Below are 25,898 nucleotides of genomic sequence, written 5' to 3'. Positions count from 1 at the left end.
TGAAAATGAGAACGTGATGATACAAAGTAATCTCGCTCCGCTTGGCATGGCCGTAACGCCTCATCATCTCGCCAGTGAAAGCGCACTGGCCATTCTGCGCGAAGGCGGCAACGCTATAGAGGCGATGGTCGCGGCGGCGGCCACGATCGCCGTGGTCTATCCGCATATGAACGGGCTGGGCGGCGACGGCTTCTGGCTGATTATGCCGCCGCAGGGCGATCCCATAGCCATCGACGCCAGCGGCGCGGCCGGATCGCTGGCCGATTTCGCTTTTTATGACGGCGCGTCGGCTATCCCCCATCGCGGGCCAAAATCGGCGTTAACGGTAGCCGGGACGGTCAGCGGCTGGTCAGAAGCGCTGACCATAGCCAACGAGCTTAGCGGCGCCGTGATGCCCGTTTCGCGCCTGCTGGCGGATGCGATCCGCTATGCGGCGGACGGCATTCCTGTCACCCGGTCGCAGTCGACCGCAACCGCCGACAAATACCACGAGCTGGCGGCGCAGCCGGGCTTCGCGGCCGCTTTCCTGCCGGATGGCGAGGTGCCGCGCGCTGGTAGCCGCTTTACCCAACCGGCGCTGGCAAACACGCTGGGCATCCTGACGGAACAGGGTCTGGACAGCTTTTATCGCGGCTCGCTGGCTAATCGGCTGGCGGCAGAGATGTCGGCGCTGGGCATGCCGATTACGCTGGAAGATCTTAATAAGCATCGGGCGAGGCGCCGTAAGCCGTTGAGCATCCGCCACGAGTACGGCGAGATCTTTAATATGACGCCGCCGACCCAGGGCCTGGTGTCGCTGGCGATTTTAGGCATCACTAATCATCTGAATATGGCGGAAGCGGACGAGGTACAGACCGTGCACCGCATCGTGGAGGCGACCAAGCTGGCTTTCGGCCTGCGCGACCGCTATATCACCGATCCGCTGCATATGCGCGAAGAGATGCAGGCGCTGCTTGATTCCGACCAGCTCGAAACGCTGGCGGGACAAATCAGCGACAGCCGCGCGGCCGGCTGGGGAACCGGCAAAGGGCCGGGCGATACCGTGTGGATGGGCGTGATGGACAGTAGCGGCCTGGCCGTCTCTTTTATTCAGAGTATCTATCACGAATTTGGCAGCGGCGTGGTGCTGCCCGGCACCGGCATCACCTGGCAAAACCGCGGCGCGGCGTTCAGCCTGGATCCCGGGCATCTGCTGGCTTTAGCTCCGGGAAAACAGCCTTTTCATACGCTTAATCCCGCCGCCGCACGGCTCAATGACGGCCGCACCATGGTCTACGGCTCGATGGGCGGCGACGGCCAGCCGCAAACCCAGGCCGCCATTTTTACCCGTCACGTGGTGCAGGGAATGCCGCTACAGCAGTGCGTCAGCGCGCCGCGCTGGCTGCTCGGCCGCACCTGGGGCCAGGCTTCCGACTCGCTGAAGCTGGAGGGCCGTTTTTCCGCCGCGACCTTTACCCGCCTGCGCGAGCTGGGGCATGAAGTCGAAGCGCTGGAGGATTTCAGCGAAGCGGTGGGTCACGCAGGCGCGATTGTCCGCCATACCAACGGCATGCTGGAAGGCGCCAGCGATCCCCGCAGCAACGGCAGCGCGGCCGGTTTTTAACAGGAGAACATCATGAACACCGAAATTGACTGGACGGTTTATCTGGCCCACATGGAGCAGGTGCTGGGCGTGCCGATGGACGATCGCCGTCGCGCCGAGCTGCTGGTGCAGTTTTCACGTATTGCTGAGATGGCCGGGCCGCTGATGGCGTTCCCGCTGGATGAACGTCAGGAAATCGCGGGAGTATATAAAGCATGACGCTTAGCTCCCTTTCCATTGCCGAACTAAAAAACGCGCTGCTTAAAGGCGAGCTGAGCGCCAGAGAAATCGCGCAGCAAACGCTGGACGGGATCGAGCGGCTGGATCCGACGATCAATGCCTGGACGAGCGTAACGCGGGATCGCATGCTGAGCGAGGCCGATCGCCTCGATCGCCAGCGTAAAGAGGATCGTCCGTTACCCGCGCTGGCGGCCATTCCCTGCGCGGTAAAAAATCTTTTTGACGTTGCCGGCCATACCACCCTGGCGGGTGCCAGCCTGTTCAGCGATCGCCCGGCGGCCAAAAAAGACAGCTGGGCAGTGAGCAAGCTCAGCGAGGCGGGCGCGCTGCTGTCCGGCATGGTAAATATGGATGCCTATGCCTACGGTTTTACGACGGAAAACAGCCACTACGGCGCCACGCGTAACCCTCACGATAGCCAACGTATCGCCGGAGGATCCTCTGGCGGATCGGCGGCAGCCGTCGCCGCTGGCCTGGTGCATTTTTCACTGGGCACGGATACCAACGGCTCAATCCGCGTACCGGCTTCGCTGTGCGGTATTTTTGGCCTGAAGCCGACGTTTGGCCGCCTGTCGCGCAGCGGCAGCCAGCCCTTTGTCGCCAGCCTCGATCATATTGGGCCTTTCGCCCGCAGCACCGAAGATCTGGCGTTGGTTTACGATGCGTTGCAGGGCCGCGATCTGCAGGATGATTTTCAGGCGGAAAAAGCGTTCCAGCCGGTTCATCGCCTGTTGGAGCATGGCGCGCAGGGCCTGCGGTGCGCCGTGCTGGGCGGCTATTTTCAGACCTGGTGTGATGACCATGCCCGCGCGGCCGTCACGCAGGCTGCAAAAGCGCTCGATGCGCAGGAAGAGGTGCTGATGCCGGAGGCCGCGCTGGCCCGTACCGCCGCGTTTATTCTTACCGCTGCCGAAGGCGGCAACGCCTGGCTGCCCGCTTTGCGCACGCAGCCGGAGCGTTTTGAGCCGCTGTCGCGCGAGCGCCTGCTGGCCGGCGCGATGACGCCTTCCGCCTGGTACGTGCAGGCGCAGCGCTTCCGCCACTATTTTCGTGAGCGGGTGCTGCCTCTGTTCGAGCAGTTTGACGTGCTGATTGCGCCTGCCACGCCCACCAGCGCCACGCTGATTGGACAGGAAACGATGCATATCAACGGCAGCGATTTGCCCATCCGCGCCAGCATGGGCATGTTGACGCAGCCCATCTCCTTTCTGGGGCTGCCCGTGACGACCGTGCCGCTGCATACGCCGGGCGGCATGCCGATCGGCCTACAGCTTATCGCCGCGCCGTTTAAAGAAGAAGCCTGCCTGCGCGTGGCATGGACGCTGGAGAAAATGGGCATCGCTAAAGCACCTGTAGCAGGAGGATTAACAGAATGATGGATAAAATTAATCGCCCATCGGTGCTGGCAGAGGTTACCGACGCTTTCTATCGCTACGAGCAGGCGCTGACCGGCAACGATATCAACGTGCTCGACGAGCTGTTCTGGCATGACGAGCGCACCGTGCGGCTGGGCGCCGGGGAAAATTTGTACGGGATTGAGGCAATCCGCGCTTTCCGCGCCGCGCGTCCTGCACAGGGCCTGGCGCGTCAGCTGCGTAATACGGTAATCACCACGTTTGGCGATGATTACGCGGTATGCAGCACGGAGTTTACCCGTGAGGGAACGGAAAAGATTGGTCGTCAGCAGCAGACATGGGTGAAGCTGCCGCAAGGCTGGCGGATTGTCGCCGCGCAGGTCAGCCTGATAACGTGCGGCGGATAATGCCGTTTCACCAGGAGTGGATCCGCAAATCCGGCAGAAGCCCGATCGGCTATTTTCTGGCCTGAAAATGCTTTTACCAGGGTCTGGCTCTTTTCTGTCACCTGTTGGCGGAAGAGAGCCAGGCCTTAAGGTCGTTTAATCCGTAACCGGATACGCATTAAAAAATGGACCGCATCAGTTTATTTAAGCGCTTAATTATCAACCAGCCTCTATCGATTTACCGTCGCCCTTAAAAATCCTGTTTAATTTCTGTGCGCAGAATAAAGCAGCGTGACGAAGCCCCAAAAAAAGCAGGCCCGATAAAATATATGGCATAAATTACGATAAACATATGATTAGCTACCATGCATATTTGCAGTACCTTCTGTACGTCATGAGCAAGGTTATTTTTTGTTCAATAATTAATAGCGCACCTCCGCGTATTGATTGAAAATTACACACAATCTTTCCTTATTTTCCTTCCTGTCAGCACCATATTTTATAAAAAAAAGATCGTTTTAGCTTACCAACAGCATATGTCAGCTGTTTAAAATAGATGCAAAGCATAAATATATATTACAAGAAAGAGTCTACCAACCAGGCTAAAGATAAAAAAGACTAAAGTATAGTTATGTTAATAATTGTTAACAAAGAACGAATCATGATAAAAATTACATTTAAAACAATAATTTACATACAACCTCAAAACCATTGATATTAACAATGATCCAATTTAGATTATGTGACTGCAAATTAAACATAAAGCAGTACGAATGAATTAACCGGCTACGACTAATGCTTAATGGGGATAACAATCCCAGCATACGGCCAATGCAACCAGTTTATATACAGGCTGGAATGTATAAAAAATCTACAGCCTGTAAAACAAATCGTATAGGGAGAATCATCATGTCTAAGCCGAACCTTTCCTACCAGGAAACCTATGCCTGGAGCGGACGCGTTTTAAATGGCCTGAGAAAATCAGCCGCAGAAAACAACTTTACCGAAATCCTGCCCAGCATTGTTTCTTCCAGCTTTGAACCCGGAGCCAGACATTCAATTGCAGTGCTGGGCGATAAAGATCTGCCAGAAATCGTTGCCGATGGGCCTGGAAACGTACAGGTAAAAGGAAAAGAAAAATATTATCTTCCTGTAAGCCACGTCGTTGAAAAACAAATGTCATTAGAATTTCTGGATAAAGTGTACTGCGTTGCGCCTTGCCTCAGATTAGTGATGGAGGGTGAAGAAAACTCAGGAAAGCACCTTTATAACTTTTTCCAGTTTGAAATCGAGTGGCGCACCAGCAGTATGAGCGACGTATTCAAACAGGGTGAAACAATACTGACCTCAATGGCAAAATCGATTTTGGAAGACCCTACGCTGCAGCACTCAGAAACGGGTTTACGCAATATCAAGGCATTAGCAAAATCAGGTTACCCCACTATTACTTTTGCGGAAGGTCACCGGCTGATTGGCAATTCACCCGATCTCAAAAGAGATTTCACCGCAGAAGAAGATGAAAAATTAACGCAGCTTTTTGATATTCCATTCTGGATTTATGACTATCCGGAAGGTGTCCGCGATTCTATTTACCATCAAAATGAAAAAGGAAGCTATGACACTTACGATCTTATGCTGCCTTTCGGTTATGGTGAATTAACAACGGGTGGTATCCGGCCTAAAACCGCACAAGATATTCATCAGCAATCACAAAAACTCGGTAAGTCGTACAGTAATGAATACGCGGCATGGAAAGATAAGTCGCAAATTCAGACCGCAGGTTTTGGTATCGGACTCGAACGTATTATCAGGTTTATGAGCGGCTGCGAATCCATTCTCGATATCGTGCAGTATCACGATTTAGGGCCGAACCGCACTATTAACGAAACTTTCTTTAAAGAAAAAGAATCGGTTTAACCATTTTCCCGAGGGCTATATGATTACGGAAAAGCTCAAGAGAGATGAGTCCTTATATGCTGTCCCAACCAGGGATAGCGCGGCGATCGCAATGCCAACAGCATGTCGGGAACGATTCAGGCAAGATTATGCTGATAAAAACCTGACAACCAACGATGCTATTATTGCGCTTCACAGAGAAATTAAAAGCATCATCGATCCCAAAGATGAAATATCGAGTCAAATACGTGAGTGCGTAGCCCGTCAGGGCTACGCCATAGTCTCGGGGTTTCCAACAGACGACAGCAAACCAGACACGCCGCTGAAAAAAGTAGTAGATATTCCAACAGGGAATTCGATTACAGAAAAAACGCTGGTATATTTATCCTCCTTATTGGGTATGCCTCACTCTTACGAACAGGAAAACAGCGGTCGTTATATACACAATCTTTATCCTGTAAAAGGTGACGAAACGGTCGCTTCAGGTACAGGTTCGGAAGTGGATCTTGAATTTCATACGGAAATAGCCTTCGACGATAATAAACCAGACTATCTGCTGTTAACGGCAGTCAGAAGCCGCACTGAGCAAAACGTGCCCACGACGTTAGTCAACGTGCCAGAGGTGCTCGCACAATTATCTGAAAAAGAGATAAAGCTGCTTCAGGAGAGAATATACTTTGTAAGAGCGCCTTATTCCTTTTCAGGTGGCGATGATATTTATTACCGTAGATCCTTAGCCGATTTCAGCAAAGGCGGAAGTTTCTGCTTCAACTTTAATCGCGGCGTGGTTCATTGCGGCACGCCGGAAGCCAAATCGCTGTTTGAGAAACTAAGAGCCCTGTTTAATGAATATGCTTTTGAAGCTCTGCTTTCACCCGGTTCCGCATTAATTATTGATAATAACCAAATGCTACACGGCCGTTCGCTGTTTAAACCGGTATTTGATGGTAAAGATCGCTGGCTACAAAGACTTTACGTAAAGAAAATTCAGGAAGCCGTATGAAAAAACATATTATGGTTGTAGAAGCGTCTTTTCTTGGCGTTTCCTATATCGCTCGTGCGATCAGAAATCTTGGCTATGAGCCAATTTTCCTGACTAATTACTGGAACCAGGAAGGCGATGCCCTGATCCAGCTGGCGCAGGAAAGGGCTATTTTTTGCGAAACCACAGAGATCGAAGATATTAAACGCGTGGTTAACGCGTTCGGCAGAGAGAAAATTGCGGGACTGACTACGCTTCTGGACAGCCGCCTGGCCATTATCGCCACAGCAAACAAAGAGCTTGGTCTTCCTGGGGTTTCAGCCAGCGTGCTTAATCTGAAAGATAAAGCCTGGGTTAATGAAATTATTCCTGAATATATTCCCGCCTCCCTGGGCATTGAGTGGCAGGTCACGCCTGAAAAAACTATCGAAGACTTTATTGCTGCTTCAGGTGCAGCAAAATACATTGCTAAACCCGGCCTGACGGCGGGCGCAATAGGCACCTTTACCTTCCAAAGCTTTGATGAATTCAAGGAAAAAATCTCTCTCGCTATTGAGAAGATCCCGGATTACCTCAATCCTAATCAATATATTATTCAGGAATTCTTTGACGGTGAACTGGTCAGTATAGAGGGTTATGCCTGTCAGAATAAGGTCGATTTTATCGGCGCTACAAAGCGTTTTAAGTATGGAAATACAGAAGTACAGCATAAATTCCCCTACCAGAACGACATGGGCGTTACGGCTTACAACAAATGTAAAAAAGTTGTCAGTACGCTAATCGACCGAGCCGATTTTAACTATGGCTTTTTCCATATTGAGTTTATGGTCAACGGCGATGAAGTCAGGCTTATTGATGCCAATATGGGCAGGCCCGGTGGCACGAATGTGATGGAGCTGATTGCATTTGCCTATGATGTCAGTCCGGTAAAAATCTTTGAGCATGCTATCAGCGTTGCTGTCTTGCAAAAGCCTGTTATTGAGAACAGCTTTTTTGACAGCCCGGTTCGCAAGGACGTTACGGGGATCCTTTATGGCCTGGCGGAAAGCGCAAGACTGTTGCGATTTGATCTTCCTGACCCCGCTTCTTCACATCATCTGGCTGTCAATATGGGCACGGTCATTCCCGCGTTAGGGGAAAGCAACTGGTCTGCTATAGGGACGCTGACAGGAAAATCTGAAGATGTTTTTGATGATTTAGCAAAAATAAAGATGATTACTGATAAAGGTGAATATGGTGCCGTCATTACCAAATAAGCAGTCGGGCAGCCTTTCAATTGGAATAATTATCGTTTTACTGGTCGCTATGGGCCAGTTTAACAACACGCTATTTATTCCTTCCTTACCCCATATGCGTTCTCCACTGGGCACTACCGATGCCCTTTTACAACTTTCAGTGACGTTAACGCTGGTGTCTTTTGGTCTGTCGCAGCTTTTTTATGGCCCGCTCTCGGACTATTATGGCCGCCGCCCTGTTGCCCTGATCGGCTTATCGATTTTTTTCCTTGGTAATCTTGCCTGTTTTCTGGCCACGTCCGGCCCTGCTTTCCTGGCCGGCAAGATCGTTACTGGTCTGGGAGTAGGCTGTGTCGGCCCGGTCGCTCGCGCCATCGCTCGGGATATGTCACACGGTAAAAAATTACTGAAACTTATGGGCATATTGGTCATGTTTATGTCCGTAACGCCCGCGATTTCACCTATGGCAGGCGGAGCCATTCAAGGTTTTTTAGGCTGGCGGATTAATTTCGCCATACTGTGTGTGATGGCCTTCTGCTTTATTGCTTATCTCTACTTTTCGCTTCCTGAAACCAACGAAAATGTCGGAGACGAAGCAAACAAGTTTACGCTGGTCCGACTGGGAAAAAACTACCGTGATATTTTTAGCCACGGTGAGTTTATGAGAATGGCATTGTTTAATATGTTGGGTTATGCCGCAGAGCTGGTTTTCCTGCTTTCTGCTTCTTATATCCTTCAGGATAACTTCCATCTTTCTCCACAGGAGTTTGGTTTGGTTCCGCTGGCTATTGTGCCCTGTGTAATGGCCGGAAATTTTATCGTCTCGAAACTCTCTGCCCGCTTTGAGGTGACGACAATTTGCACTGTCGGCGTGTTACTCATCCTTACCGGCTCTGCATCCATGCTGATCCTCAGTAAGATGTTACCCAACGCTATTATTTCCTTCATTATTCCCATGACCATCGTCGCGCTTGGCGAAGGAATCGTGACGCCCAGCTCGACGGCCAGATGCATGGATCTGTATGGCAAGAAAGCAGGTTATGCAGGCGCAGCCGTAGGCGCTATCGCGATGACGGGCGCAGGATGCGTGATTGCCCTTTCTACGCTGAATCCTCTTCGCAGCGCGCTTGATATCTCTGTTGAGCTGTTAATAATTTCTTTTTTACTGCTGGCGCTATGTATGATGAATTTTGTCCGTTATCAAAGGGAGAGAGCGTAATGCCTTATAGTCTTGGGGTGCTGGCCGGTATGGGGCCGCGCTCCACCGCGCCTTTTATCGATATGTTGGTGGATGAGTGCCAAAAGCAATACGGGGCCAGGTTCGATATCGACTATCCCAAAATGCATATTATTTCCTTGCCTACGCCTTTTTTCCCTGACCGGGCGGTTGAAGATGCCGCAATGTCAGCGGCACTGCGCGATGGCATTAGCGATCTGGTAAAAGTCGGGGTTAATTTGATCGTGGTACCCTGCAATGTAGCCCATTGCTACTTTGCTGAAATGCAGGAGGCCAGCGCCGGCATTCCTGTCCTGCATATTGCCGACTGCGCGCTTGAACGCCTTGCCGCAGCGGAGAACATCGCCGTGATTGCTACTGAGGCTACGCTTGATGCGGGTTTTTATCAGCAGCGTCTGCATCTGACAGGAAAGCGCTGTGTCTCTTCTGAGCCATTACGCGCGAGCACCACGCGTTTGATAGCGCTGATTAAGCAAAACGGATTTACCGATCCTGAAGTGATAACGCAGTGGCGGGCGCTGATTGCTCTGGCGCAGGAAGCTGGCGCCCAGGCGCTGCTTATTGCCTGTACGGACATCAGCCCCTTACTTAAAAGCCATCCTCAGCAGTTGCTGCCGATTGTTGATACGGCAGCAAGCCTGGCTGAAGCGGCTATTCGTGGCTTTGCCAGCTCCAGGTCGATCCGTTAGCTAACTTTTCCTCTGCTGGCGATCCTGTCAGGATGGCACATCATGCCTTCCTGACAGGTTTACTTACGCCTCCGGCGCCGGGTGCGTCTTTATCCAGTGGTCAGCAATCTGCTGACGCGTGCAGATCCAGACCTTATCATGCTGCTGCACATGATCCAGAAAGCGCTGCAATGCGCGGAAGCGGCCAGGCCTGCCCAGCAAACGGCAGTGCATGCCGATGGAAAGCATTTTCGGCGCGGTTTCACCCTCTTCGTACAGCACGTCAAAGCTGTCTTTCAGATAGGTGTAAAACTGCTCCGCCGTGTTAAAACCCTGCGGCGTGGCGAAACGCATGTCGTTGGTTTCCAGCGTATAAGGTACGATCAGGTGCGGCTTGACCGTCCCGTCCTGACAGGTCACCTTTGTCCAGAACGGCAGATCGTCGCCGTAATAGTCGCTGTCGTAGGTAAAGCCGCCCTGCTCCACCACCAGCCTGCGCGTATTCGGGCTGTCGCGTCCCGTATACCAGCCGGTTGGCGCTTTGCCGAAAAGATCGGTCAGCGTATCCACCGCCTGCTGCATATGCTGCCGCTCGGTTTTTGCATCCATCCCCTGATAGTGGATCCAGCGCCAGCCGTGGCTGACCACGTCGTAATCGGCGTTTTTAATCGCCTCGACGATTTCCGGATGACGTGCCAGCGCCATCGCCACGCCAAAAACGCTTAGCGGCAGGCCGCGCTTCTGGAACTCGCTGTGGATGCGCCAGAAACCGGCGCGCGAGCCGTATTCATACAGCGATTCCATCGACATATGGCGCTCGGGATAGCTGGCCGCACCGATAATATCCGATAAAAACTGCTCGGAGCCGGTATCGCCATGCAGCACGCTGTTTTCCGCGCCCTCTTCATAGTTCAGAACAAACTGCACGGCGATACGTGCATTATCCGGCCAGGCCGCATGGGGCGGCTTTCCGGCGTAGCCGATCAGATCGCGGGGATAGTTTTTATTGAAGCTGTACTCTTTCTTTTCATCAGCATCGGTCATGATCGTAGTCCTGTTCCAGAGCAAGATAACTTAGTTTAGGCGCTTAAACTGACCCGACAGGTTTTTTCGCAGCGGATAGTCCAGATCGCCATGCTTACTGGTCGACAGCCCCAGCGCCACCAGCGATTCCACCATTTTTACCGCCGCGCCCACGCCGTCAATAACCGGCATATTCAGCTCCTGCGTCAGTTCCCGCGCCAGCCGGGCCATACCGCCGCAGCCCAGGACAATGGCGCCGCTGCCGTCCTCTTTTTTTGCCCGGATGCAGCGCTCGCGCACTTTTTCCTGCGCCAGCCCTGTGCCATCCTCCAGCGCCAGTACCGGCAGATCGATAGCATGCAGTGCGGCGCAATGCGGTTCAAAGCCGTACTGCTGTAAAAGATGACGCGCGATAATAACGGTGCGCGGCAGCGTGGTGACGATGGAAAAGCGCGTGGCAACCATCGTAGCCATATGCATAGCGGCTTCCGCAATGCCGATAACCGGTCCCGCGGCCAGTTCGCGCGCCGCCAGCAGCCCCGGATCGCCAAAGCAGGCGATGACGTGACCGCACACGTTCTGCTCGCGTCCGGCTTTTATTTGCTCCAGCACGCCGATAGCGGCGACGGCCTCGTCAAAATGTCCTTCGATTGAGGGAACCCCCTCGGAGGGACAAACCGCCAGGATCTCCGTCGTCGGCGACGCTACGGCGCGCGCCGCTTCGCCAATCGTTTCGGTCATCGCCAGGCTGGTATTAGGATTGATAACCTGAATAAGCTGTTTAACGGTCATTTGCGCCTCCAAAACCGGGGAACAGACTGGCAAAATCCGGCAGCGTTTCGCCGCCGCGCTCGAAATGCAGGCTCGCTACTATATGCGCGAAATGTTGCCGCATTGCTTCAGTAAGCGGCACCAGCGCTTTTTGTCTGAGCAGGCCGATCAGCCTGTCGTGGTCGTCACAGCGGCAACCCTGCTGCCACGGCGCGCCCCAGGCCGCAATCACCAGCGACGAACGCTGGGTCAGCCGGGTCACCATCTCGGTCAGCACCTGGTTACCGGAGATCGCCTGAAGCTGAATATGGAACGCGGCGGAAAGCCGGATCGCCGCCGGGCCGTCGCGCTCGTCATGCGCCTGCTGTTCCTGCTGGATCAGTTTTTCCAGTGCGGCCAGATGCGGGGACTGACAGTGCGCCAGCACGGCGGGAAGATTGGCGCATTCGATGAGTTCACGCGTACGGAAGATGTCCTGCGCTTCTTCTGTCGAAGGCGTGGCAACTTGTGCACCACGCTTGGGCGTTAATACCACCATCTGCACCGCGGCGAGGCGAGTCAGCACTTTACGGATGCCGGTTCGGCTGACGCCGAAGACGTCGGCAAGCGCTTCTTCCGGCAGTTTGCTGCCCGGCGGCAGCTGGCGCTCCACCATCGCCTTCATCAGCGCCTGAAAGATAGCTTCGTCTTTGTCATTCAGGTCGGTAGCCCTTTTCAGGCCGCTTTCACTTTTCATTTCCTGGTCCGCTCAGGTTTATCCTGCTTAAAATCGTACACACGATTGACTTATTTTGTATACATGAATTCAACTTTTGGCCTGGATCCTGCAATACCTCTCTCAACCGTTTGCTATTTCGTTGAATTGTTGAGGAGCAGATTTCATGCCAAAGCGTCTACATGTTACTCCGGCGTCCGCAGAGGAAGCGCATGCCAGCTACAGCCCGCGGCTGTGCAACGAGGATCTGGCCCCAACGCGCGAGCAGAACTGGAGCTGGTACAACATCTTTTCTTTCTGGATGTCGGACGTGCACAGCATGGGCGGCTACGTGGTGGCGGCCAGTTTCTTCACGCTGGGTCTGGCGAGCTGGCAGGTGCTGATTTGTCTGCTGGCGGGGATTTGCATCGTGCAGCTGTGCGCTAATTTGATCGCTAAGCCCAGTCAGATGACCGGCGTGCCTTATGCGGTCGTCTGCCGTCAGGCCTTTGGCGTATTCGGTGCCAATATTCCGGCAGTGATCCGGGGTCTGATCGCGTTCGCCTGGTATGGTATTCAGACCTGGCTGGCCGCTAACGCGCTGATGCTGGTAACGCTGAAGTTTTGGCCTTCGCTGACGCCGATGACGCAGGTTTCCTGGCTGGGCCTGTCGCAGCTCGGCTGGCTCTGCTTTGGTTTTATGTGGCTTGCTCAGGCGCTGGTGTTCTGGCATGGCATGCAGGCGATCAAGCGTTTTATCGATGTGGCCGGCCCGGCGGTCTATGTGGTAATGGTGCTGCTGGCGGTCTGGATTGTATACAGAACGGGTTTTGAAAGTATTTCCTTTACGCTCTCCACGAAACAGCTCAGCGGCAGCCAGCAGCTCTGGCAGATGGTGACCGCGACGGCGCTGGTCGTCTCTTATTTCTCCGGGCCACTGCTTAATTTTGGCGACTTCGCGCGCTATGGCAAAAGCATGAAGGCGATCCGCCGCGGCAATCGCTGGGGCCTGCCGTTTAATTTTTTGCTTTTTTCCGTGGTGACGGTGGTGATAGTTTCCGGCACACAGTCGCTGTTCGGCCATATGATCACCGACCCCATTGAAACGGTCAGCCGCGTGGGCAGCGATTTGGCGGTGGCCGTTGGCCTGCTGACGATGATTACCGCGACGATCGGCATCAATATCGTCGCCAACTTCGTTTCGCCCGCGTTCGATTTTTCCAACTGCTCGCCGCAGAAGATCAGCTTCCGCACCGGCGGCATGATTGCTGCCGTAGGATCGGTGCTGCTGACGCCGTGGAACCTGTTTCAGTCGCCCGAGCTTATCCACTATACGCTGGACGTGCTGGGCGCCTTTATCGGCCCGCTGTTTGGCATCCTGCTGTGCGATTTTTACCTGGTCAAACGCGGACAAATCTCGACGGACGATCTTTTTAACGCTACGCCGCAGGGAAAATACTGGTATCGCGGCGGCTTCAATCCTAAGGCGATTGCCGCGCTGCTGCCTTCGGTACTGATTGGGCTGGCGATTAGCTTTTCGCCTTCGCTGCACGAGGTGGCCAACTTCAGCTGGTTTATCGGCGTTGCCCTGGCGGCAGGCTGCTATCGCTGGATGGCACGCGAAGAGTGCGTAAGCGCTGTGCCGCGTTACGCGGCGGTAGAAAAAAGACGAGCCTGAATGATAAGGGCAGAAAGCCTGTTACCGGCAGGCTTTCGCTTTAAAACGTTCAGCTTTGCGCGCCTTCCTCTGATTTGATAGCTTCTGTTTTTAGCGCTGCTTTAAACCCGTCAGCGTAGTGGCTCGCCATTTTTGAAGTTAGTTTCTGTCTGCTAAGAGTACAGATCGGCTCACAATCAAGCCTGACCTGTACTCTGCGATGCCCCGTCAAAGGCTATGTTCGGTACGGGCAATAATATCGTCCTGCGCGTCGGGAGAAAGCGCGGTAAAGAAGGCGGAATATCCCGCAACGCGTACCACCAAATCGCGATAATTATCGGGCTGCGCCTTCGCGGCCAGCAGCGTTTCCCGCGAGACGATGTTGTACTGAATATGCCAGCCTTTGTGCGCCTCAAAGAAAGTGCGCAGCAGCAGCAGCAGTTTCTGCCTGTCGCCCGGACTATCCAGCGCGGCGGGATTCAGCTTCTGGTTAAGCAAAACGCCGCCCAGAATCGATTCGGTGGGCAGCTTGCTGACTGAACCGATCACCGCCGTCGGCCCCAGGCGATCGGTGCCTGACGCCGGGCTGGCCCCTTCCGCCAGCGGCGTTCCCGCCTTACGACCATCCGGCGTCGCCATGGTCTGCGCGCCAAAAGGCACGTTGGCAGAGATAGACGAGGTGCCAGCATAGTAACCGCCACCGATGGGGCCACGGCCATGGCGCGGATTAACGTAATTTTTCAGCTCGTCAATATAGGTTTGATAAGCGCGCGTCAGCAGGGCATCAACATAATCATCATCGTTGCCATATTTGGGCGCGCCGTTGATCAGACGCTGGCGTAGCTGCTCGCCGCTCAGACCGTCAAAATCGGTAGCCAGCGCCTCGCTTAACGCCTGCTGCGCTACCGCTCCCTGCTCAAACACCAGTTTTTTCACCGCAGCCAGGCTGTTGCCCAGGTTGGCGATGCCCACCTGCAATCCCGATACCCAGTCATATTTTGCGCCGCCCTGCTTGATGCTTTTTGCCCGCTCAATACAGTCATCCACCAGCGCCGAACAGAGAATATCGTGCGCGTTCTCTTCCAGTACCGTATCCACCACGTACTCTATTTCTATCGATTTGCGGGTGTAATAGCGGATCTGCTCATCCCAGGCGCTTATAACCCGATCGAAGCTGTCGAAATTGCCTGCGGAAAGCGCTTCGTCCTGCGGCAGAAACGTTTTGCCGCTGGTGGCGTCGCGTCCGCCTTCCAGCGACGCCAGCATGACGCGGGCGAAATTAATAAAGCTCATCCCGGTACAGCGATAGCCCCACTTGCCGCCCACGGCCGTTTCGATGCAGCCGATAGCCGCATACTGATAAGCGTCGGCCGCTGAGACGCCCAGCCGGATAAATTGTGGAATAACGATTTCATCATTGTTAAACGCCGGCATCCCAAACCCGCAGCGGATAACCTCCACGCAGGCTTCCAGGAAATCATCGCTCATTCCGGCATGGTAGCGCACGCTCAGATTCGGCTGCGTCGAACGCAGACGGCCGCAGGATTCCAGTATCGCCCACGAAAGCGGGTTGACGGCATCCACCGCCTTGCCCGCCAGCAGATCCTGTCCGCCGATAGTAACATTCTGGTAAAGCGGGCTGCCGGCCGAAGCTTTGGAGTGCGAACCGGATCGGATTTTATTGACCTCCAGCAGCTTCAGCCAGCAGCTTTGCAGCAGCTCGATCGCCTGCTCGCGATCCGTATGCTGTTCCAGCTCCACGTCGCGGCGATACCAGGGATAAAGGTATTGATCCATGCGGCCAAAAGAGACCGAATGACCGTTAGACTCAATTTGCAGGATCAGCTGAATAAAATAGCAAAGCTGGAGCGCCTGCCAGAAGGTCTGCGGCGGCCGATGGGCGATCACGTCACAATTTTCCGCGATGGTCAGCAGCTCCGTACGGCGCGCGGCACTCTTCTCTCCCTGCGCCATTTCGCGGGCCAGAGTGGCATAGCGCTTGATATGCTCAGTTACGGCCTGAAGAACGATATCAATGGCTTTCAAAAACTGTTCGCCATGCAGATCTTCCAGATGCGTCAGATCGATGCGGCTGCGGCGTTCCGCCACTTTCTCACGCAGGCCATCCAGTCCTTTCTCCAGCAGCAGCGGGAAGTTGACGGCCAGATGGGCATCGCCGGAGGTCATATTCCCCTCCGCTTTGATAATACCGGTTGCCAGCAGCGCCTTTTGTTCATCAGTAAACATGCCGTAGCAGCGATCCTGTACCGTCTGGCCGCGCCACCAGGGGCAGATTTCATGCAGCACCCGCTTGTCCTCTTCAGAAACAGAAAAGCCAGCGCCGGGACGATCCGCAAGATCGTCAATCTCTTTTTCGATCCACGCTACGGTATATTCCGGGAAAATGGGCGCGGCGCGCACTTTGCTGGCCTGGTTGCCTACAATCAGCTCATCGTGCCTGATCCAGATCGTTCGCTCCGCCAGATGATGTGCCAGCGCCAGCGCGCGGCGAACCGGTACGGGTTTATCCTGATGCTGCTGATAGATTTCGCTATAGTGCCGCGCGCGTTCGGTACAGACCGGAGGCTTGCTGATAGCGATCAGGGCTTCTTTATGCGTTTTTATACGGCTGCTTAAAACATTGAGATTGAGTCTGGTCATCATTTTATCCTCTTAGCGTGGTCATCAGGCCTTTTTGCCGCGCGTACGACTGCGCAAAGGCAAAGATTTCCGGATTATCGAGCGGCCTGGCTGGCGCAAGATAAGGCTGATTAAGCAAGGCATATTTGCTTTTACCCAGCGTGTGATAGGGAAGGAAATGGATCGCTTTAGCCCGTAATCGATCGGCGGTAAAATCTACTATGCTGCGGATCGACTGCCGATCGGCGTTAAAACCCGGAATAAGCGGTACGCGGATGACGATCTCCTTGCCCGTTTCCGCCAGCTTGCACAAATTAGCCAGCACCCGCTTCGCCGAACCGTTCGTCCATGCCTGAAAACGCGCTTCGTCAGTGTGTTTAAGGTCGGCCAGGAACAGGTCGATCCAGGGCAGCGAGGGCTGGATATAACGCCACGGCACATGCAGACAGGTTTCCACGGCCGTATGGATCCCCTCCTGATGGCTGAGGCGTAAGAGCGCTTCGGTGAGTGTTGGCGTCATAAAAGGCTCGCCGCCGGAAAGCGTTATACCGCCCGCGCTGCGCTGATAAAAAGGCTTATCCCGCCTGACTACGGCCAGAATTTCCTCTGCGCTTTTTTCTTCACCGCAGATCGTCAGCGCCTGGGTGGGGCAGCAGTTTTCCAGTGCGGTAAAATGGCTGGAACGCATCTTCTCCCGGAAAATGACAAGGTGCCCGTGTTGACGGACGATGGCGTCCGGCACGGCCAGCTGGCATAACTCGCAGCCCGACAGGCAGGCTCTTTTATCAAACAGCATTTCCCGCTCGCGCGAGCAGCTTTCCGGATTCTGGCACCAGCGACATTTCAGCGAGCAGCCTTTTATAAACACCACGGTGCGAATACCGGGCCCGTCATGTGTGGAATAGCGCTGAATATTAAAAATCATAAACCGCCTCCGCCATGTTACGTACGAAGAGTTAAATACTTTCAAGCGAAACCAACTTTGATCCCGGGCAATAAACAAGTACACGCAGCGGGTAATATTCCGGAACTGCGATCGTCGACAGGCTTAAGGAGCTATATGGAACTCTATCTTGATACTGCGGATGTGGCAGCGGTAAAACGTTTAGCGAGGATACTGCCGCTGGCGGGCGTGACCACCAATCCGGCTATTGTCGCCGGCGGGAAAACGCCGTTATCCATTCTGTTACCTGAGTTGCAGGCGGCGCTGGGCGGCCAGGGAAAAATTTTTGCTCAGGTTATTGCCGCCCGGGCGGAAGAGATGGTGACGGAAGCGTTGCAGCTGCGCGCGATCCTTCCTGATGTGGTAGTAAAAATTCCGGCTACGTCAGAAGGCCTGGCGGCAATCAGGCAGCTGAAAAAAGAGGCTGTTCCAACGTTGGGCACCGCAGTTTATGGCGCAGCGCAGGGATTGTTTTCGGCGCTGGCTGGCGCGGAGTATGTCGCGCCTTACGTTAACCGTATTGACGCCCAGGGCGGAAATGGCATTCAGACAGTAGAAGCACTTCAACAGCTTCTTGCGCTGCATGCGCCGGGGGCTAAAGTGCTGGCGGCCAGCTTCAAAACGCCTCGCCAGGCGCTGGAGTGTATGCTGGCTGGCTGCGAAGCGATAACATTACCGCTGGATGTGGCCGAACAGATCCTCTCTGCGCCAGCGGTTACCGCCGCGGTCAATCAGTTTGAACAGCAATGGATAAAGGCTTTTGGAACGGCGAGGCTGATTCAGGAAGAGAAAAGCAGAAAGGAATAAAAAATCACGGGCCGTATGCCGAAATGACGAAAGCCCGATGCATTGCTGCATCGGGCTTTCCGGATACTTGGCGGAACGGACGGGGCTCGAACCCGCGACCCCCTGCGTGACAGGCAGGTATTCTAACCAACTGAACTACCGCTCCGCGCTTTGTTCCCCGTCGGGAACGGGGCGAATATTACGGTGCGGCCCGCATCCCGTCAATGCTTTTTCTTAAGCCTGCCGATCGACTGCCTGTTTTTTCGACTTTTGCGACATTTCAGCGTCTTCAGGCACGCCAGAGGCAGCTTCCGCCCTTCTTCATCACCAGATCGAGGCGGGATTCGTGTTCGGCAATCTCTTCGTCCGTCGCCGCTATCACGCACAGGCCGGAAGCCGGACGCGTAATGCGATAGATGGTTTCGTCGTTGCTCTGCTCCTGCCTGTCGCCCTCCATCGAAAACTTCAGCGACGTCTGCCCGCCGGTCATGGTCAGGAAGACCTCGGCCAGAATTTCGGAGTCAAGCAGAGCGCCGTGTAGCGTTCGCTTACTGTTATCTATTTCATAACGCGAGCAGAGCGCATCCAGGCTGTTGCGCTTGCCGGGAAACAGCCTGCGCGCCATCGCCAGGCTATCGGTAATCTGGCAGAAGGTTTCGGTTTTGGGAATATTGCGGCCAAGCTTGCCGAATTCGTAGTCCATAAAGCCGATATCAAACGAGGCGTTATGGATCACCAGCTCGGCGCCTTCTATATAGGCCAGGAAATCGTCGGCAATATCGGCGAAGGTCGGCTTATCCGCCAGAAATTCGTCGGCGATACCGTGTACGCCGAACGCTTCCGGATCGACAAGGCGATCGGGCTTGAGATAAACATGGAAGTTGTTGCCGGTGAGACGACGGTTTACCACCTCAACGGCGCCGATTTCAATAATGCGGTGCCCTTCATAGTGCACCCCGATCATATTCATACCGGTGGTTTCAGTATCGAGGACGATCTGACGCGTTGTATTTACTGTGCTCATAGGACCCGTTTATGTCAGACTTGGCTTTTTTTCACAGGGAGTCTACCAGAGATGCCTAAACAGGTAGAAATTTTCACCGACGGTTCTTGTCTTGGCAATCCTGGCCCGGGCGGATACGGCGCAATTTTACGTTACGGCCAGCACGAGAAAACGTTCAGCGCCGGCTATCAGCTGACCACCAATAATCGTATGGAGCTGATGGCGGCTATCGTCGCGCTGGAAGCGCTGACCAAACCATGCGACGTTGTGCTCAGTACCGACAGCCAATACGTGCGTCAGGGCATTACCAGCTGGATCCATAACTGGAAAAAGCGCGGCTGGAAAACGGCGGACAGGAAGCCGGTTAAAAACGTCGATCTCTGGAAACGGCTGGATACGGCGCTGGGCCAGCATCAAATTACCTGGGAATGGGTAAAAGGCCATGCCGGCCACCCGGAAAACGAACGCTGTGATGAACTGGCGCGTGCGGCGGCCGGCAATCCGTCACTTGAAGACATCGGCTATCAGTCAGCATCCTGATGGCGTCGACGCACCCGGCTGGTTGCGCCAACGGCGGGTGCAAGCCTTCTTTGGGCCGCGGCCTTTTTGGCCGGATTCATCGTTAACGGGAAAGTCCGCTTGCGCGCAACGATAATGCTCAGGCAGCCCAGCGCCGGAAGATGCGTGCTGATGACCTTACCGCCCTGACGATTCCACGGCAGCACCTGAAAGCGCGAGCGCTGCACCACCTCGTAGTTTAACAGACTGAGCCAGTCCATAAGCCTGGTCTGGGTAAACATTCGACTGTTCCACGGCACGCGTTGGCGCAGACCGGGCACCAGTTTGCCCGTCCCCAGCACGCTGAACAGATTGAAGCCGCTGATAATCATCCAGCCGTCATCGATCAAAACGCGATCTACCTCGCGCAGAATACGATGCGGATCGCTGCTCCAGGCCAGGCTGTGCGCCAGTAAACAGGCATCAACCGATTTTGATTCAAAAGGCAGGCTGCCGGCGTCGGCCAGAACCTGCAAATTGTCGCCCTGTAAGCCGACGTTGACCTGATGCGAAATGGCGCAGCTTGCCGTGTCGATTTCCGCACTCAGCGAGCCGATTTTCAGCAAATGAAAACCGTATAGCCTGTCCAGACAGGGTTGCAGATGCCGGGTCAGCGCGTCACGATAGTAGTCTCCCCAGGGGATGTCCGCCCAGGAATACGGCACGTGACGAATATGGCGTGTTTTAGCGGGCTTCATGCTTTACCATCTTCTTTCCATTGCGGCCAGTCAACGAGGCGATAATGAATCTTACCAGCATTCCGGCTTTTCAGGATAACTACATCTGGACATTAAATAACGATCGGGGCGACTGCCTGATTGTCGATCCGGGCGAAGCGGCGCCGGTACTGACGGCCATGGCAAAAAACCAGTGGCGACCAGCGGCGATCCTGCTGACACACCATCATCACGATCACGTTGGCGGCGTGAAAGAACTTCTGCAACATTTTCCCGATCTGGTGGTGTACGGTCCGCAAGAGACACAAGATAAGGGAAGCAATCGTCTGGTTGCTGAGGGTGATAAGGTCGCTATTTTGGGCCTCGAATTTAGTGTTATTGCCACACCGGGACATACTTTAGGACATATCTCATACTATAGCGCGCCTTATCTTTTCTGCGGTGACACGCTGTTTTCCGGCGGCTGTGGACGTCTGTTTGAAGGCACTCCTCAACAGATGTTCAATTCTTTTCAAAAGCTTAATCAACTTCCGGAAGAGACGCTGGTGTGCTGCGCGCACGAATATACGTTATCAAATATGAAGTTTGCCTACTCGCTGCTGCCCCAGGATACGAAAATAGCGGGCTATTATCGCGAAATTAAGGAGTTACGTGCAAAAAATGCGGTTTCATTGCCCGTAACGCTCGCTTTTGAGCGGCAAATAAATGTTTTTCTGCGCACACAAGACACTGATTTACAAAAATTTATTGGCGTAGAAACACCTCCGCAACAAGAATGGCAAGTTTTTGCAACTCTACGCGAGAAGAAAGACCACTTTTGATTTTTCGGGTTGTGTTGCGCAGCCCGAGCACGTATAGTTGCTCGTCTTTTAAGCGAACAATGACACACACATGAAGGCTAAAGCGATATTACTACTCGCCTCGGTCCTGCTGGTGGGGTGCCAGGCGCCTAAGCACGACGCCCCCGAACAGCATGCACAGAGTTTGTCTTCAGCCCAGAGCAGTCAGAACGCAGATCGGTTGTTATCGCCACGCTGGCAGGACGATGGAACCAGCCTGACGAAAGATCAGGATCTGTGGAATTTCATTAGCGACGAGCTGAAGATGAAGGTTCCGGAAAACCCCCGGATACGCGAACAAAAACAAAAGTATTTAAGAAACAAGAGCTATCTCCACGATGTAACGTTACGGGCTGAGCCGTATATGTACTGGATTGTCGAGCAGATTAAGCAACGTAAGATGCCGATGGAACTGGTACTATTACCCATAGTGGAGAGCGCTTTTGATCCTCATGCGACCTCTTCTGCCAATGCCGCAGGCATCTGGCAGATCGTGCCGCAGACGGGGCGTAATTATGGCCTTAAGCAGAACCAGTGGTATGACGGTCGCCGCGATATTGTCGCCTCTACCAAAGTCGCACTGGATATGATGCAGCGGCTGAACGGGATGTTCGGCGGTGACTGGCTGCTGACCGTGGCCGCGTATAACAGCGGTGAAGGTCGCGTGCTGAAAGCGATAAAAAGCAACAAGGCTCGCGGTAAGGCAACGGATTTCTGGTCGCTGTCGCTTCCGCATGAAACCACGGTTTATGTGCCGAAGATGCTGGCGTTAAGCGAGCTGTTGAAAAACAACAAGCGTTACGGTATCCGTCTTCCGGAGCCTAACGAAACTCGTGCGCTGGCGCGTGTTGAAGTGGGGCAGCAGATTGAGCTGACGCAGGCGGCTGAAATGGCCGGCATGTCGCTAAACAAGCTGAAGAGCTTTAATACAGGCTACAAGCGCGGTATGACGGCGCCTAACGGCCCGCACTATATCATGGTGCCGAAGTCGCACGTGGCGCAGCTACGCAACTCCCTGGCAACAGGTGATATCGCGGCGGTGCAGCCGACGGCGCTGGCCAGTACCAGCACCTCTTATAAGGTGCGTAATGGTGATACCCTGTCAGGCATTGCAAAACGCCTGAACGTGTCGGTGAAGACGCTACAGCAGGCCAATAACCTGCGCGGCGTGAACATCAAACCGGGGCAGACGCTCAGCCTGGGCGGCGGCGAAAGCGCAGCCAGACTGGCCGATAATGGCAACAGCATCACCTATAAGGTTCGTAAAGGTGATTCTCTGGCCAGCATCGCAAAACGTCACGGCGTGAACACGAAAGATCTGCTGCGCTGGAACAGCGGCGGCTCGGCGAATATTCAGCCCGGCGACAGGCTGACGCTGTTTGTCACCAACAACGCTACGCCTGACAGCTAAAGCTCAGTTTAAAAACCAGTCTTCGGACTGGTTTTTTTATGCCCGTCATTTCTCGATCTCCTCCCTGTGCTTTACTGCCCTTCAGTCCGACGCTCCTGAGGACGCCACGACGAATGATTTGATTGTGCTGCTGAACCAGCATCGACTGATTAACTCAGCCACGTTTATGAAGAAGTCATGCCGGTCTGGCCCGGCGACGGGCGTTTTTTCATGAACCGTGCAGAAACATTTACCGCAGGCGACGATAATTAAAACTGTCAGCTGAGCTTCGGCGATCGTTGCGGTATGCATACAGCACGCCGGTACATTTTATACCGGACGGAAAAGGCATTGATAAGGTTGATATTCGCCAGCTGACCGGGCGCAATTGCTGTCTGGATATGACTCATTTGCCGCAAAACAGCGCGATTACTCTTGCGACAATCGCGCACCGGGAAGCCAGAGACGGCGAAATAGCGGCGAAAGATATCGTCCTGTTTCGTACCGGCCACGATAAAAGTGGCGTTGCCGTCCCGATCGTACCGCGTTTATGAGCGGCTGGCCGGGGCCGTCAGCCGGATGCGCCGTGGCTCTGTGCCAAATTAAGGCTTGAACTCAACCAGCAAAGGATTATGGTCGGAAGCACGCGTCACCAGCACGGAGGCCTCCGCTACGCCCATATCGCGGTAGAAAACGAAGTCCAGCGGCCTGCCAAAGGCTTTACGGCGATGGTCGTCGGTAAAGTTGACTTCGTGCAGCCCCATATTATGAGCAAAGGAATAAAGCGCATTGATCCGCTGGCGGCTCCAGGCGTTAAAATCCCCGGCCATAATCACCGGCCCTTTATGGTGAATAATCTGTTCGCCTATAGGGCCAAGCTGCTTGCTGTATACGTCGATCCCCAGGCTAAAGTTGACCGCATGGATATTCACCACCATCAGCATCTTACCGTCCGGTAACGGATAGGCGGTGACAAGGGCTGATTTAGCCAGCCGCAGCAGCGGTTCACGTTCGCGCAGCGGATAACAGTAGACGGGATGCGCAGCGGCCAGCGTCATCACGCCGGAAGGATGCTGCGGCAGGACGAATGCCGGTACCTGATCCGCCGCCAGATAGTTACTGGTGGCAAAACGGATCAGCTCTGGCGTCGTCTGTGCTTCCTGTAGCAGTACCAGCTGAGCGTCTTTACCGAAGTTTTGTAATACCGAAAGCCACTCGGCGCGCTGCTGTTTAAATATATTCCATACCAGCACCCGGAGCGTAGCGTGCTCTGTCAGCGGCGCGCCGGGCGGTAACGCTTTGCCCATATGCAGCATGGCGCCCGGCGGAAAAATACGTTCCGCTGGCTGCCCTGCTACATATCTCATGGCATAAGTTTTTTTCCGCACGTTAGCGTCTGACCTCTGCGTGTTGATCAATGATCCTGCATTCAGTTATAGGGACTTTATGGCCGGGTTTCAATCGGAGGCGCCTAATAAGTGCCAGCCAAAGGTAAGCAAATACAAACTTTTGTCTGCCCGCCGCCTGTAACTGTAGTCGATTTAACGCACCGGCTCCGGTTATGTACCTGATAGCGTTCATAACAGTGCCGAGATCTGACTTTTTACAGGCCAGACGAGCACCGGGCGTTTTCAGACAACGCCGTCGGACTGCTTTATTGCTCTCACCCCATCTGGTGGGCCAGTCAGCTTCACCGGCTGTCTGGCTTCCCCTGCTTCCTCATGCTTTAATTACCGCCTGCAGGCTCCAAAAAAAGCATTTCGTTCAGGAAGTAGTCATGAAGGCAAACTCAGAGGAACTGGCGATTTTTGTCGCCGTGGTGGAAAGCGGCAGTTTCAGCAAGGCCGCCGAGCGGCTGAAAATGGCAAATTCTGCCGTTAGCCGTGCGGTAAAAAAGCTGGAAAACAAGCTTGAGGTAGAGCTACTGACCCGCACCACCCGACAGATTAAATTAACCCAGGAAGGCGAAGCCTACTTCAAGCGGGTTCAGGCGATCCTTCAGGAGATGTCCGCAGCGGAAAACGAGCTGGCAGAACGGAAAAGGCTGCCAAAAGGATCGCTGCGTATTGATGCTGCTACGCCGGTGGTTCTGCACCTGTTAATGCCGATGATTAAACCTTTTCGGGAGCGCTTTCCTGAAGTTACCCTCTCTCTGGTTTCATCCGAAACCTTTATCAACCTGATTGAACGTAAGGTAGATATCGCTATCCGGGCCGGTAATCTCACTGATTCCAGCCTTCGCGCACGCCTGCTGTTTAACAGCCGACGTAAAATAGTCGCCAGCCCTGGCTGGCTGCAACAGTTCGGCACGCCGCAAACCGTAGAGGATCTGGCACAGCACGACTGTCTGGGCTTCGTCGAGCCTCTGAGCCTGAACCGTTGGCCCATCGCTAATGCAGAAGGGCAGCTTTATGACATTACGCCGGCCAGTACCTCAAACAGCGGCGAGACGCTCAGACAGCTGTGCCTGGCCGGCAACGGCATTGCCTGCCTGTCGGACTTTATGATCAATAAAGATTTAAACGATGGCTCGCTGATTGAGGTGATGGCCGACAAGCTTGTGCCGGTAGATATGCCTTTTAACGCGGTTTACTATGGGGATCGCTCGGCTAACTCACGCGTTCGCTCTTTTATCGATTTTGTCAGCGAATGGCTCAGGCAACATCCGCTTTAAAGAAAAAAGATAGCCAAAGGCGTACCCTGTCCCGGGAGGGATAAGGACAGAACACAGGCAGCACGGTTACCAATGCCTACACGCAAAAAAAAGCCCTGAGCGTTAGCTCAGGGCCTTATATAAAGTGGCGGAACGGACGGGGCTCGAACCCGCGACCCCCTGCGTGACAGGCAGGTATTCTAACCAACTGAACTACCGCTCCACCGATTCTGTACTGAACTCAGAATGTTTTCCGATCTCAGGTGTTTCGCCCTTTCCACGTCACCGGAAGGTCTGAGCGCAAACGGTTTACTCACGTTTACTGCTCTTAATTGATGCCTGGCAGTTCCCTACTCTCGCATGGGGAGACCCCACACTACCATCGGCGCTACGGCGTTTCACTTCTGAGTTCGGCATGGGGTCAGGTGGGACCACCGCGCTAAAGCCGCCAGGCAAATTCTTTTACCGCACTCAAGCCATATTAGTGGTGCTGATACCCAGAGTCGAACTGGGGACCTCACCCTTACCAAGGGTGCGCTCTACCAACTGAGCCATATCAGCACGCTTATTACTTACAGTAAGCGGGATAGTCACGCTTAATGCTTAAATTGATGCCTGGCAGTTCCCTACTCTCGCATGGGGAGACCCCACACTACCATCGGCGCTACGGCGTTTCACTTCTG

23 protein-coding genes, 3 tRNA genes, 1 rRNA gene and 1 pseudogene are annotated in these 25,898 nt (G+C 54.2%); 16 read left to right on the top strand and 12 right to left on the bottom strand.

The features are described 5' to 3' along the window. Positions 1-16: 16 nt before the first annotated feature. The 9 genes from EGK14_RS09885 (at position 17) to EGK14_RS09845 (ending at position 9,602) form a co-directional block, all read left to right on the top strand. On the top strand, positions 17-1,603 hold the full coding sequence (locus EGK14_RS09885) for a gamma-glutamyltransferase family protein (protein WP_125288927.1): 1,587 nt from the start codon (positions 17-19) through the stop codon (positions 1,601-1,603). A gap of 12 nt (positions 1,604-1,615) precedes the next feature. Further along, entirely contained in the window at positions 1,616-1,801 is a 186-nt protein-coding gene (hpxX, locus tag EGK14_RS09880; RefSeq protein ID WP_125288926.1) for an oxalurate catabolism protein HpxX, read from the top strand. Further along, positions 1,798-3,198: an AtzE family amidohydrolase gene (locus EGK14_RS09875; RefSeq protein ID WP_125288925.1), complete on the top strand. Its 1,401-nt coding sequence runs from the start codon at positions 1,798-1,800 to the stop codon at positions 3,196-3,198. Before hpxX ends, EGK14_RS09875 begins: the two co-directional genes overlap by 4 nt. Then, positions 3,195-3,584 (top strand): oxalurate catabolism protein HpxZ, encoded by a 390-nt coding sequence (hpxZ, locus tag EGK14_RS09870; RefSeq protein ID WP_125288924.1) that lies wholly within the window; start codon positions 3,195-3,197, stop codon positions 3,582-3,584. Before EGK14_RS09875 ends, hpxZ begins: the two co-directional genes overlap by 4 nt. Before the next feature lie 888 nt (positions 3,585-4,472). Further along, positions 4,473-5,480 carry an amino acid--tRNA ligase-related protein gene (locus tag EGK14_RS09865; protein WP_125288923.1) on the top strand — a complete coding sequence of 336 codons (1,008 nt, stop codon included), beginning with the start codon at positions 4,473-4,475 and terminating at the stop codon, positions 5,478-5,480. Positions 5,481-5,499: 19 nt separating this feature from the next. Then, complete coding sequence (locus EGK14_RS09860; RefSeq protein WP_125288922.1) at positions 5,500-6,462, top strand: TauD/TfdA family dioxygenase; 963 nt, start codon at positions 5,500-5,502, stop codon at positions 6,460-6,462. Beyond that, the gene (locus tag EGK14_RS09855) at positions 6,459-7,697 is read left to right on the top strand and encodes an acetyl-CoA carboxylase biotin carboxylase subunit family protein (protein WP_125288921.1); all 1,239 of its coding nucleotides are present in this window, start codon (positions 6,459-6,461) and stop codon (positions 7,695-7,697) included. The genes EGK14_RS09860 and EGK14_RS09855 overlap by 4 nt, the downstream gene beginning before the upstream one ends. After that, positions 7,675-8,895 (top strand): multidrug effflux MFS transporter, encoded by a 1,221-nt coding sequence (locus tag EGK14_RS09850; RefSeq protein ID WP_125288920.1) that lies wholly within the window; start codon positions 7,675-7,677, stop codon positions 8,893-8,895. The genes EGK14_RS09855 and EGK14_RS09850 overlap by 23 nt, the downstream gene beginning before the upstream one ends. After that, on the top strand, positions 8,895-9,602 hold the full coding sequence (locus EGK14_RS09845) for an aspartate/glutamate racemase family protein (protein ID WP_125288919.1): 708 nt from the start codon (positions 8,895-8,897) through the stop codon (positions 9,600-9,602). The genes EGK14_RS09850 and EGK14_RS09845 overlap by 1 nt, the downstream gene beginning before the upstream one ends. 63 nt (positions 9,603-9,665) lie before the next feature. Here EGK14_RS09845 and puuE read toward each other — a convergent pair whose 3' ends face one another. Genes puuE through EGK14_RS09830 form a run of 3 tightly spaced genes read right to left on the bottom strand, consistent with a single transcriptional unit; the run spans position 9,666 to position 12,111 of the window. Next, positions 9,666-10,625 carry an allantoinase PuuE gene (puuE, locus tag EGK14_RS09840; protein WP_125288918.1) on the bottom strand — a complete coding sequence of 320 codons (960 nt, stop codon included), beginning with the start codon at positions 10,623-10,625 and terminating at the stop codon, positions 9,666-9,668. A gap of 30 nt (positions 10,626-10,655) precedes the next feature. Beyond that, on the bottom strand, positions 10,656-11,396 hold the full coding sequence (gene hpxA, locus EGK14_RS09835) for an allantoin racemase (protein ID WP_125288917.1): 741 nt from the start codon (positions 11,394-11,396) through the stop codon (positions 10,656-10,658). After that, complete coding sequence (locus tag EGK14_RS09830; RefSeq protein WP_125288916.1) at positions 11,386-12,111, bottom strand: GntR family transcriptional regulator; 726 nt, start codon at positions 12,109-12,111, stop codon at positions 11,386-11,388. The genes hpxA and EGK14_RS09830 overlap by 11 nt, the downstream gene beginning before the upstream one ends. Before the next feature lie 145 nt (positions 12,112-12,256). On the opposite strand from EGK14_RS09830, the gene EGK14_RS09825 reads away from it, so the two are divergent. Continuing rightward, positions 12,257-13,747, top strand: coding sequence for an NCS1 family nucleobase:cation symporter-1 (locus EGK14_RS09825; RefSeq protein WP_125288915.1), 1,491 nt, complete (start codon positions 12,257-12,259; stop codon positions 13,745-13,747). A 207-nt stretch (positions 13,748-13,954) separates the two neighbouring features. Here the strand turns inward: EGK14_RS09825 and EGK14_RS09820 are convergent, their stop codons facing one another. Together EGK14_RS09820 and EGK14_RS09815 are read right to left on the bottom strand one after the other, a co-directional pair. Beyond that, complete coding sequence (locus EGK14_RS09820; RefSeq protein ID WP_125289145.1) at positions 13,955-16,387, bottom strand: formate C-acetyltransferase/glycerol dehydratase family glycyl radical enzyme; 2,433 nt, start codon at positions 16,385-16,387, stop codon at positions 13,955-13,957. 4 nt (positions 16,388-16,391) lie between these two features. Beyond that, the gene (locus tag EGK14_RS09815) at positions 16,392-17,291 is read right to left on the bottom strand and encodes a glycyl-radical enzyme activating protein (protein ID WP_125288914.1); all 900 of its coding nucleotides are present in this window, start codon (positions 17,289-17,291) and stop codon (positions 16,392-16,394) included. A 135-nt stretch (positions 17,292-17,426) separates the two neighbouring features. Between EGK14_RS09815 and fsa the strand changes: the two genes are divergently transcribed. Next, positions 17,427-18,116, top strand: a complete 690-nt coding sequence (gene fsa, locus EGK14_RS09810) for a fructose-6-phosphate aldolase (protein ID WP_125288913.1) — start codon at positions 17,427-17,429, stop codon at positions 18,114-18,116. 68 nt (positions 18,117-18,184) lie between these two features. Here fsa and EGK14_RS09805 read toward each other — a convergent pair. Beyond that, positions 18,185-18,261, bottom strand: a tRNA-Asp gene (locus tag EGK14_RS09805). A 123-nt stretch (positions 18,262-18,384) separates the two neighbouring features. Beyond that, complete coding sequence (dnaQ, locus tag EGK14_RS09800) at positions 18,385-19,119, bottom strand: DNA polymerase III subunit epsilon (RefSeq protein WP_125288912.1); 735 nt, start codon at positions 19,117-19,119, stop codon at positions 18,385-18,387. On the opposite strand from dnaQ, the pseudogene rnhA reads away from it, so the two are divergent. Then, positions 19,112-19,638 (top strand): annotated as a pseudogene (rnhA, locus tag EGK14_RS09795) (ribonuclease HI). The gene dnaQ and the pseudogene rnhA overlap by 8 nt on opposite strands. Here rnhA and EGK14_RS09790 read toward each other — a convergent pair. Continuing rightward, on the bottom strand, positions 19,623-20,354 hold the full coding sequence (locus tag EGK14_RS09790; protein ID WP_125288910.1) for a class I SAM-dependent methyltransferase: 732 nt from the start codon (positions 20,352-20,354) through the stop codon (positions 19,623-19,625). The pseudogene rnhA and the gene EGK14_RS09790 overlap by 16 nt on opposite strands. 44 nt (positions 20,355-20,398) lie before the next feature. Here EGK14_RS09790 and gloB point away from each other — a divergent pair, with 44 nt between their 5' ends. The 3 genes from gloB (at position 20,399) to EGK14_RS09775 (ending at position 23,116) form a co-directional block, all read left to right on the top strand. Continuing rightward, on the top strand, positions 20,399-21,154 hold the full coding sequence (gene gloB, locus EGK14_RS09785; protein WP_125288909.1) for a hydroxyacylglutathione hydrolase: 756 nt from the start codon (positions 20,399-20,401) through the stop codon (positions 21,152-21,154). A 70-nt stretch (positions 21,155-21,224) separates the two neighbouring features. Further along, a complete protein-coding gene (gene mltD / locus EGK14_RS09780) occupies positions 21,225-22,583 on the top strand; it encodes a murein transglycosylase D (protein ID WP_125288908.1) in 1,359 nt (452 codons plus the stop codon). Positions 22,584-22,861: 278 nt separating this feature from the next. Further along, positions 22,862-23,116 (top strand): cyclase family protein, encoded by a 255-nt coding sequence (locus tag EGK14_RS09775; protein ID WP_158616040.1) that lies wholly within the window; start codon positions 22,862-22,864, stop codon positions 23,114-23,116. A 48-nt stretch (positions 23,117-23,164) separates the two neighbouring features. Here EGK14_RS09775 and EGK14_RS09770 read toward each other — a convergent pair whose 3' ends face one another. Next, positions 23,165-23,950, bottom strand: a complete 786-nt coding sequence (locus EGK14_RS09770) for an endonuclease/exonuclease/phosphatase family protein (RefSeq protein ID WP_125288906.1) — start codon at positions 23,948-23,950, stop codon at positions 23,165-23,167. 389 nt (positions 23,951-24,339) lie between these two features. Between EGK14_RS09770 and yafC the strand changes: the two genes are divergently transcribed. Next, the gene (yafC, locus tag EGK14_RS09765; protein WP_125288905.1) at positions 24,340-25,236 is read left to right on the top strand and encodes a DNA-binding transcriptional regulator YafC; all 897 of its coding nucleotides are present in this window, start codon (positions 24,340-24,342) and stop codon (positions 25,234-25,236) included. A gap of 125 nt (positions 25,237-25,361) precedes the next feature. On the opposite strand, the gene EGK14_RS09760 is transcribed toward yafC, so the two are convergent. From EGK14_RS09760 to EGK14_RS09750, 3 genes are all read right to left on the bottom strand, one after another. After that, positions 25,362-25,438, bottom strand: a tRNA-Asp gene (locus EGK14_RS09760). A 114-nt stretch (positions 25,439-25,552) separates the two neighbouring features. Continuing rightward, a 5S ribosomal RNA gene (gene rrf / locus EGK14_RS09755) occupies positions 25,553-25,668 on the bottom strand. A 32-nt stretch (positions 25,669-25,700) separates the two neighbouring features. Beyond that, positions 25,701-25,776, bottom strand: a tRNA-Thr gene (locus EGK14_RS09750). Positions 25,777-25,898 lie beyond the last annotated feature (122 nt).

It is taken from the genome of Erwinia sp. 198 (assembly GCF_003937915.1).
Taxonomy (GTDB): Bacteria; Pseudomonadota; Gammaproteobacteria; order Enterobacterales; family Enterobacteriaceae; genus Erwinia; species Erwinia aeris.
The sequence above is the reverse complement of the archived record's forward strand: the minus strand, read 5'-3'. Positions and strand labels throughout refer to the sequence as shown.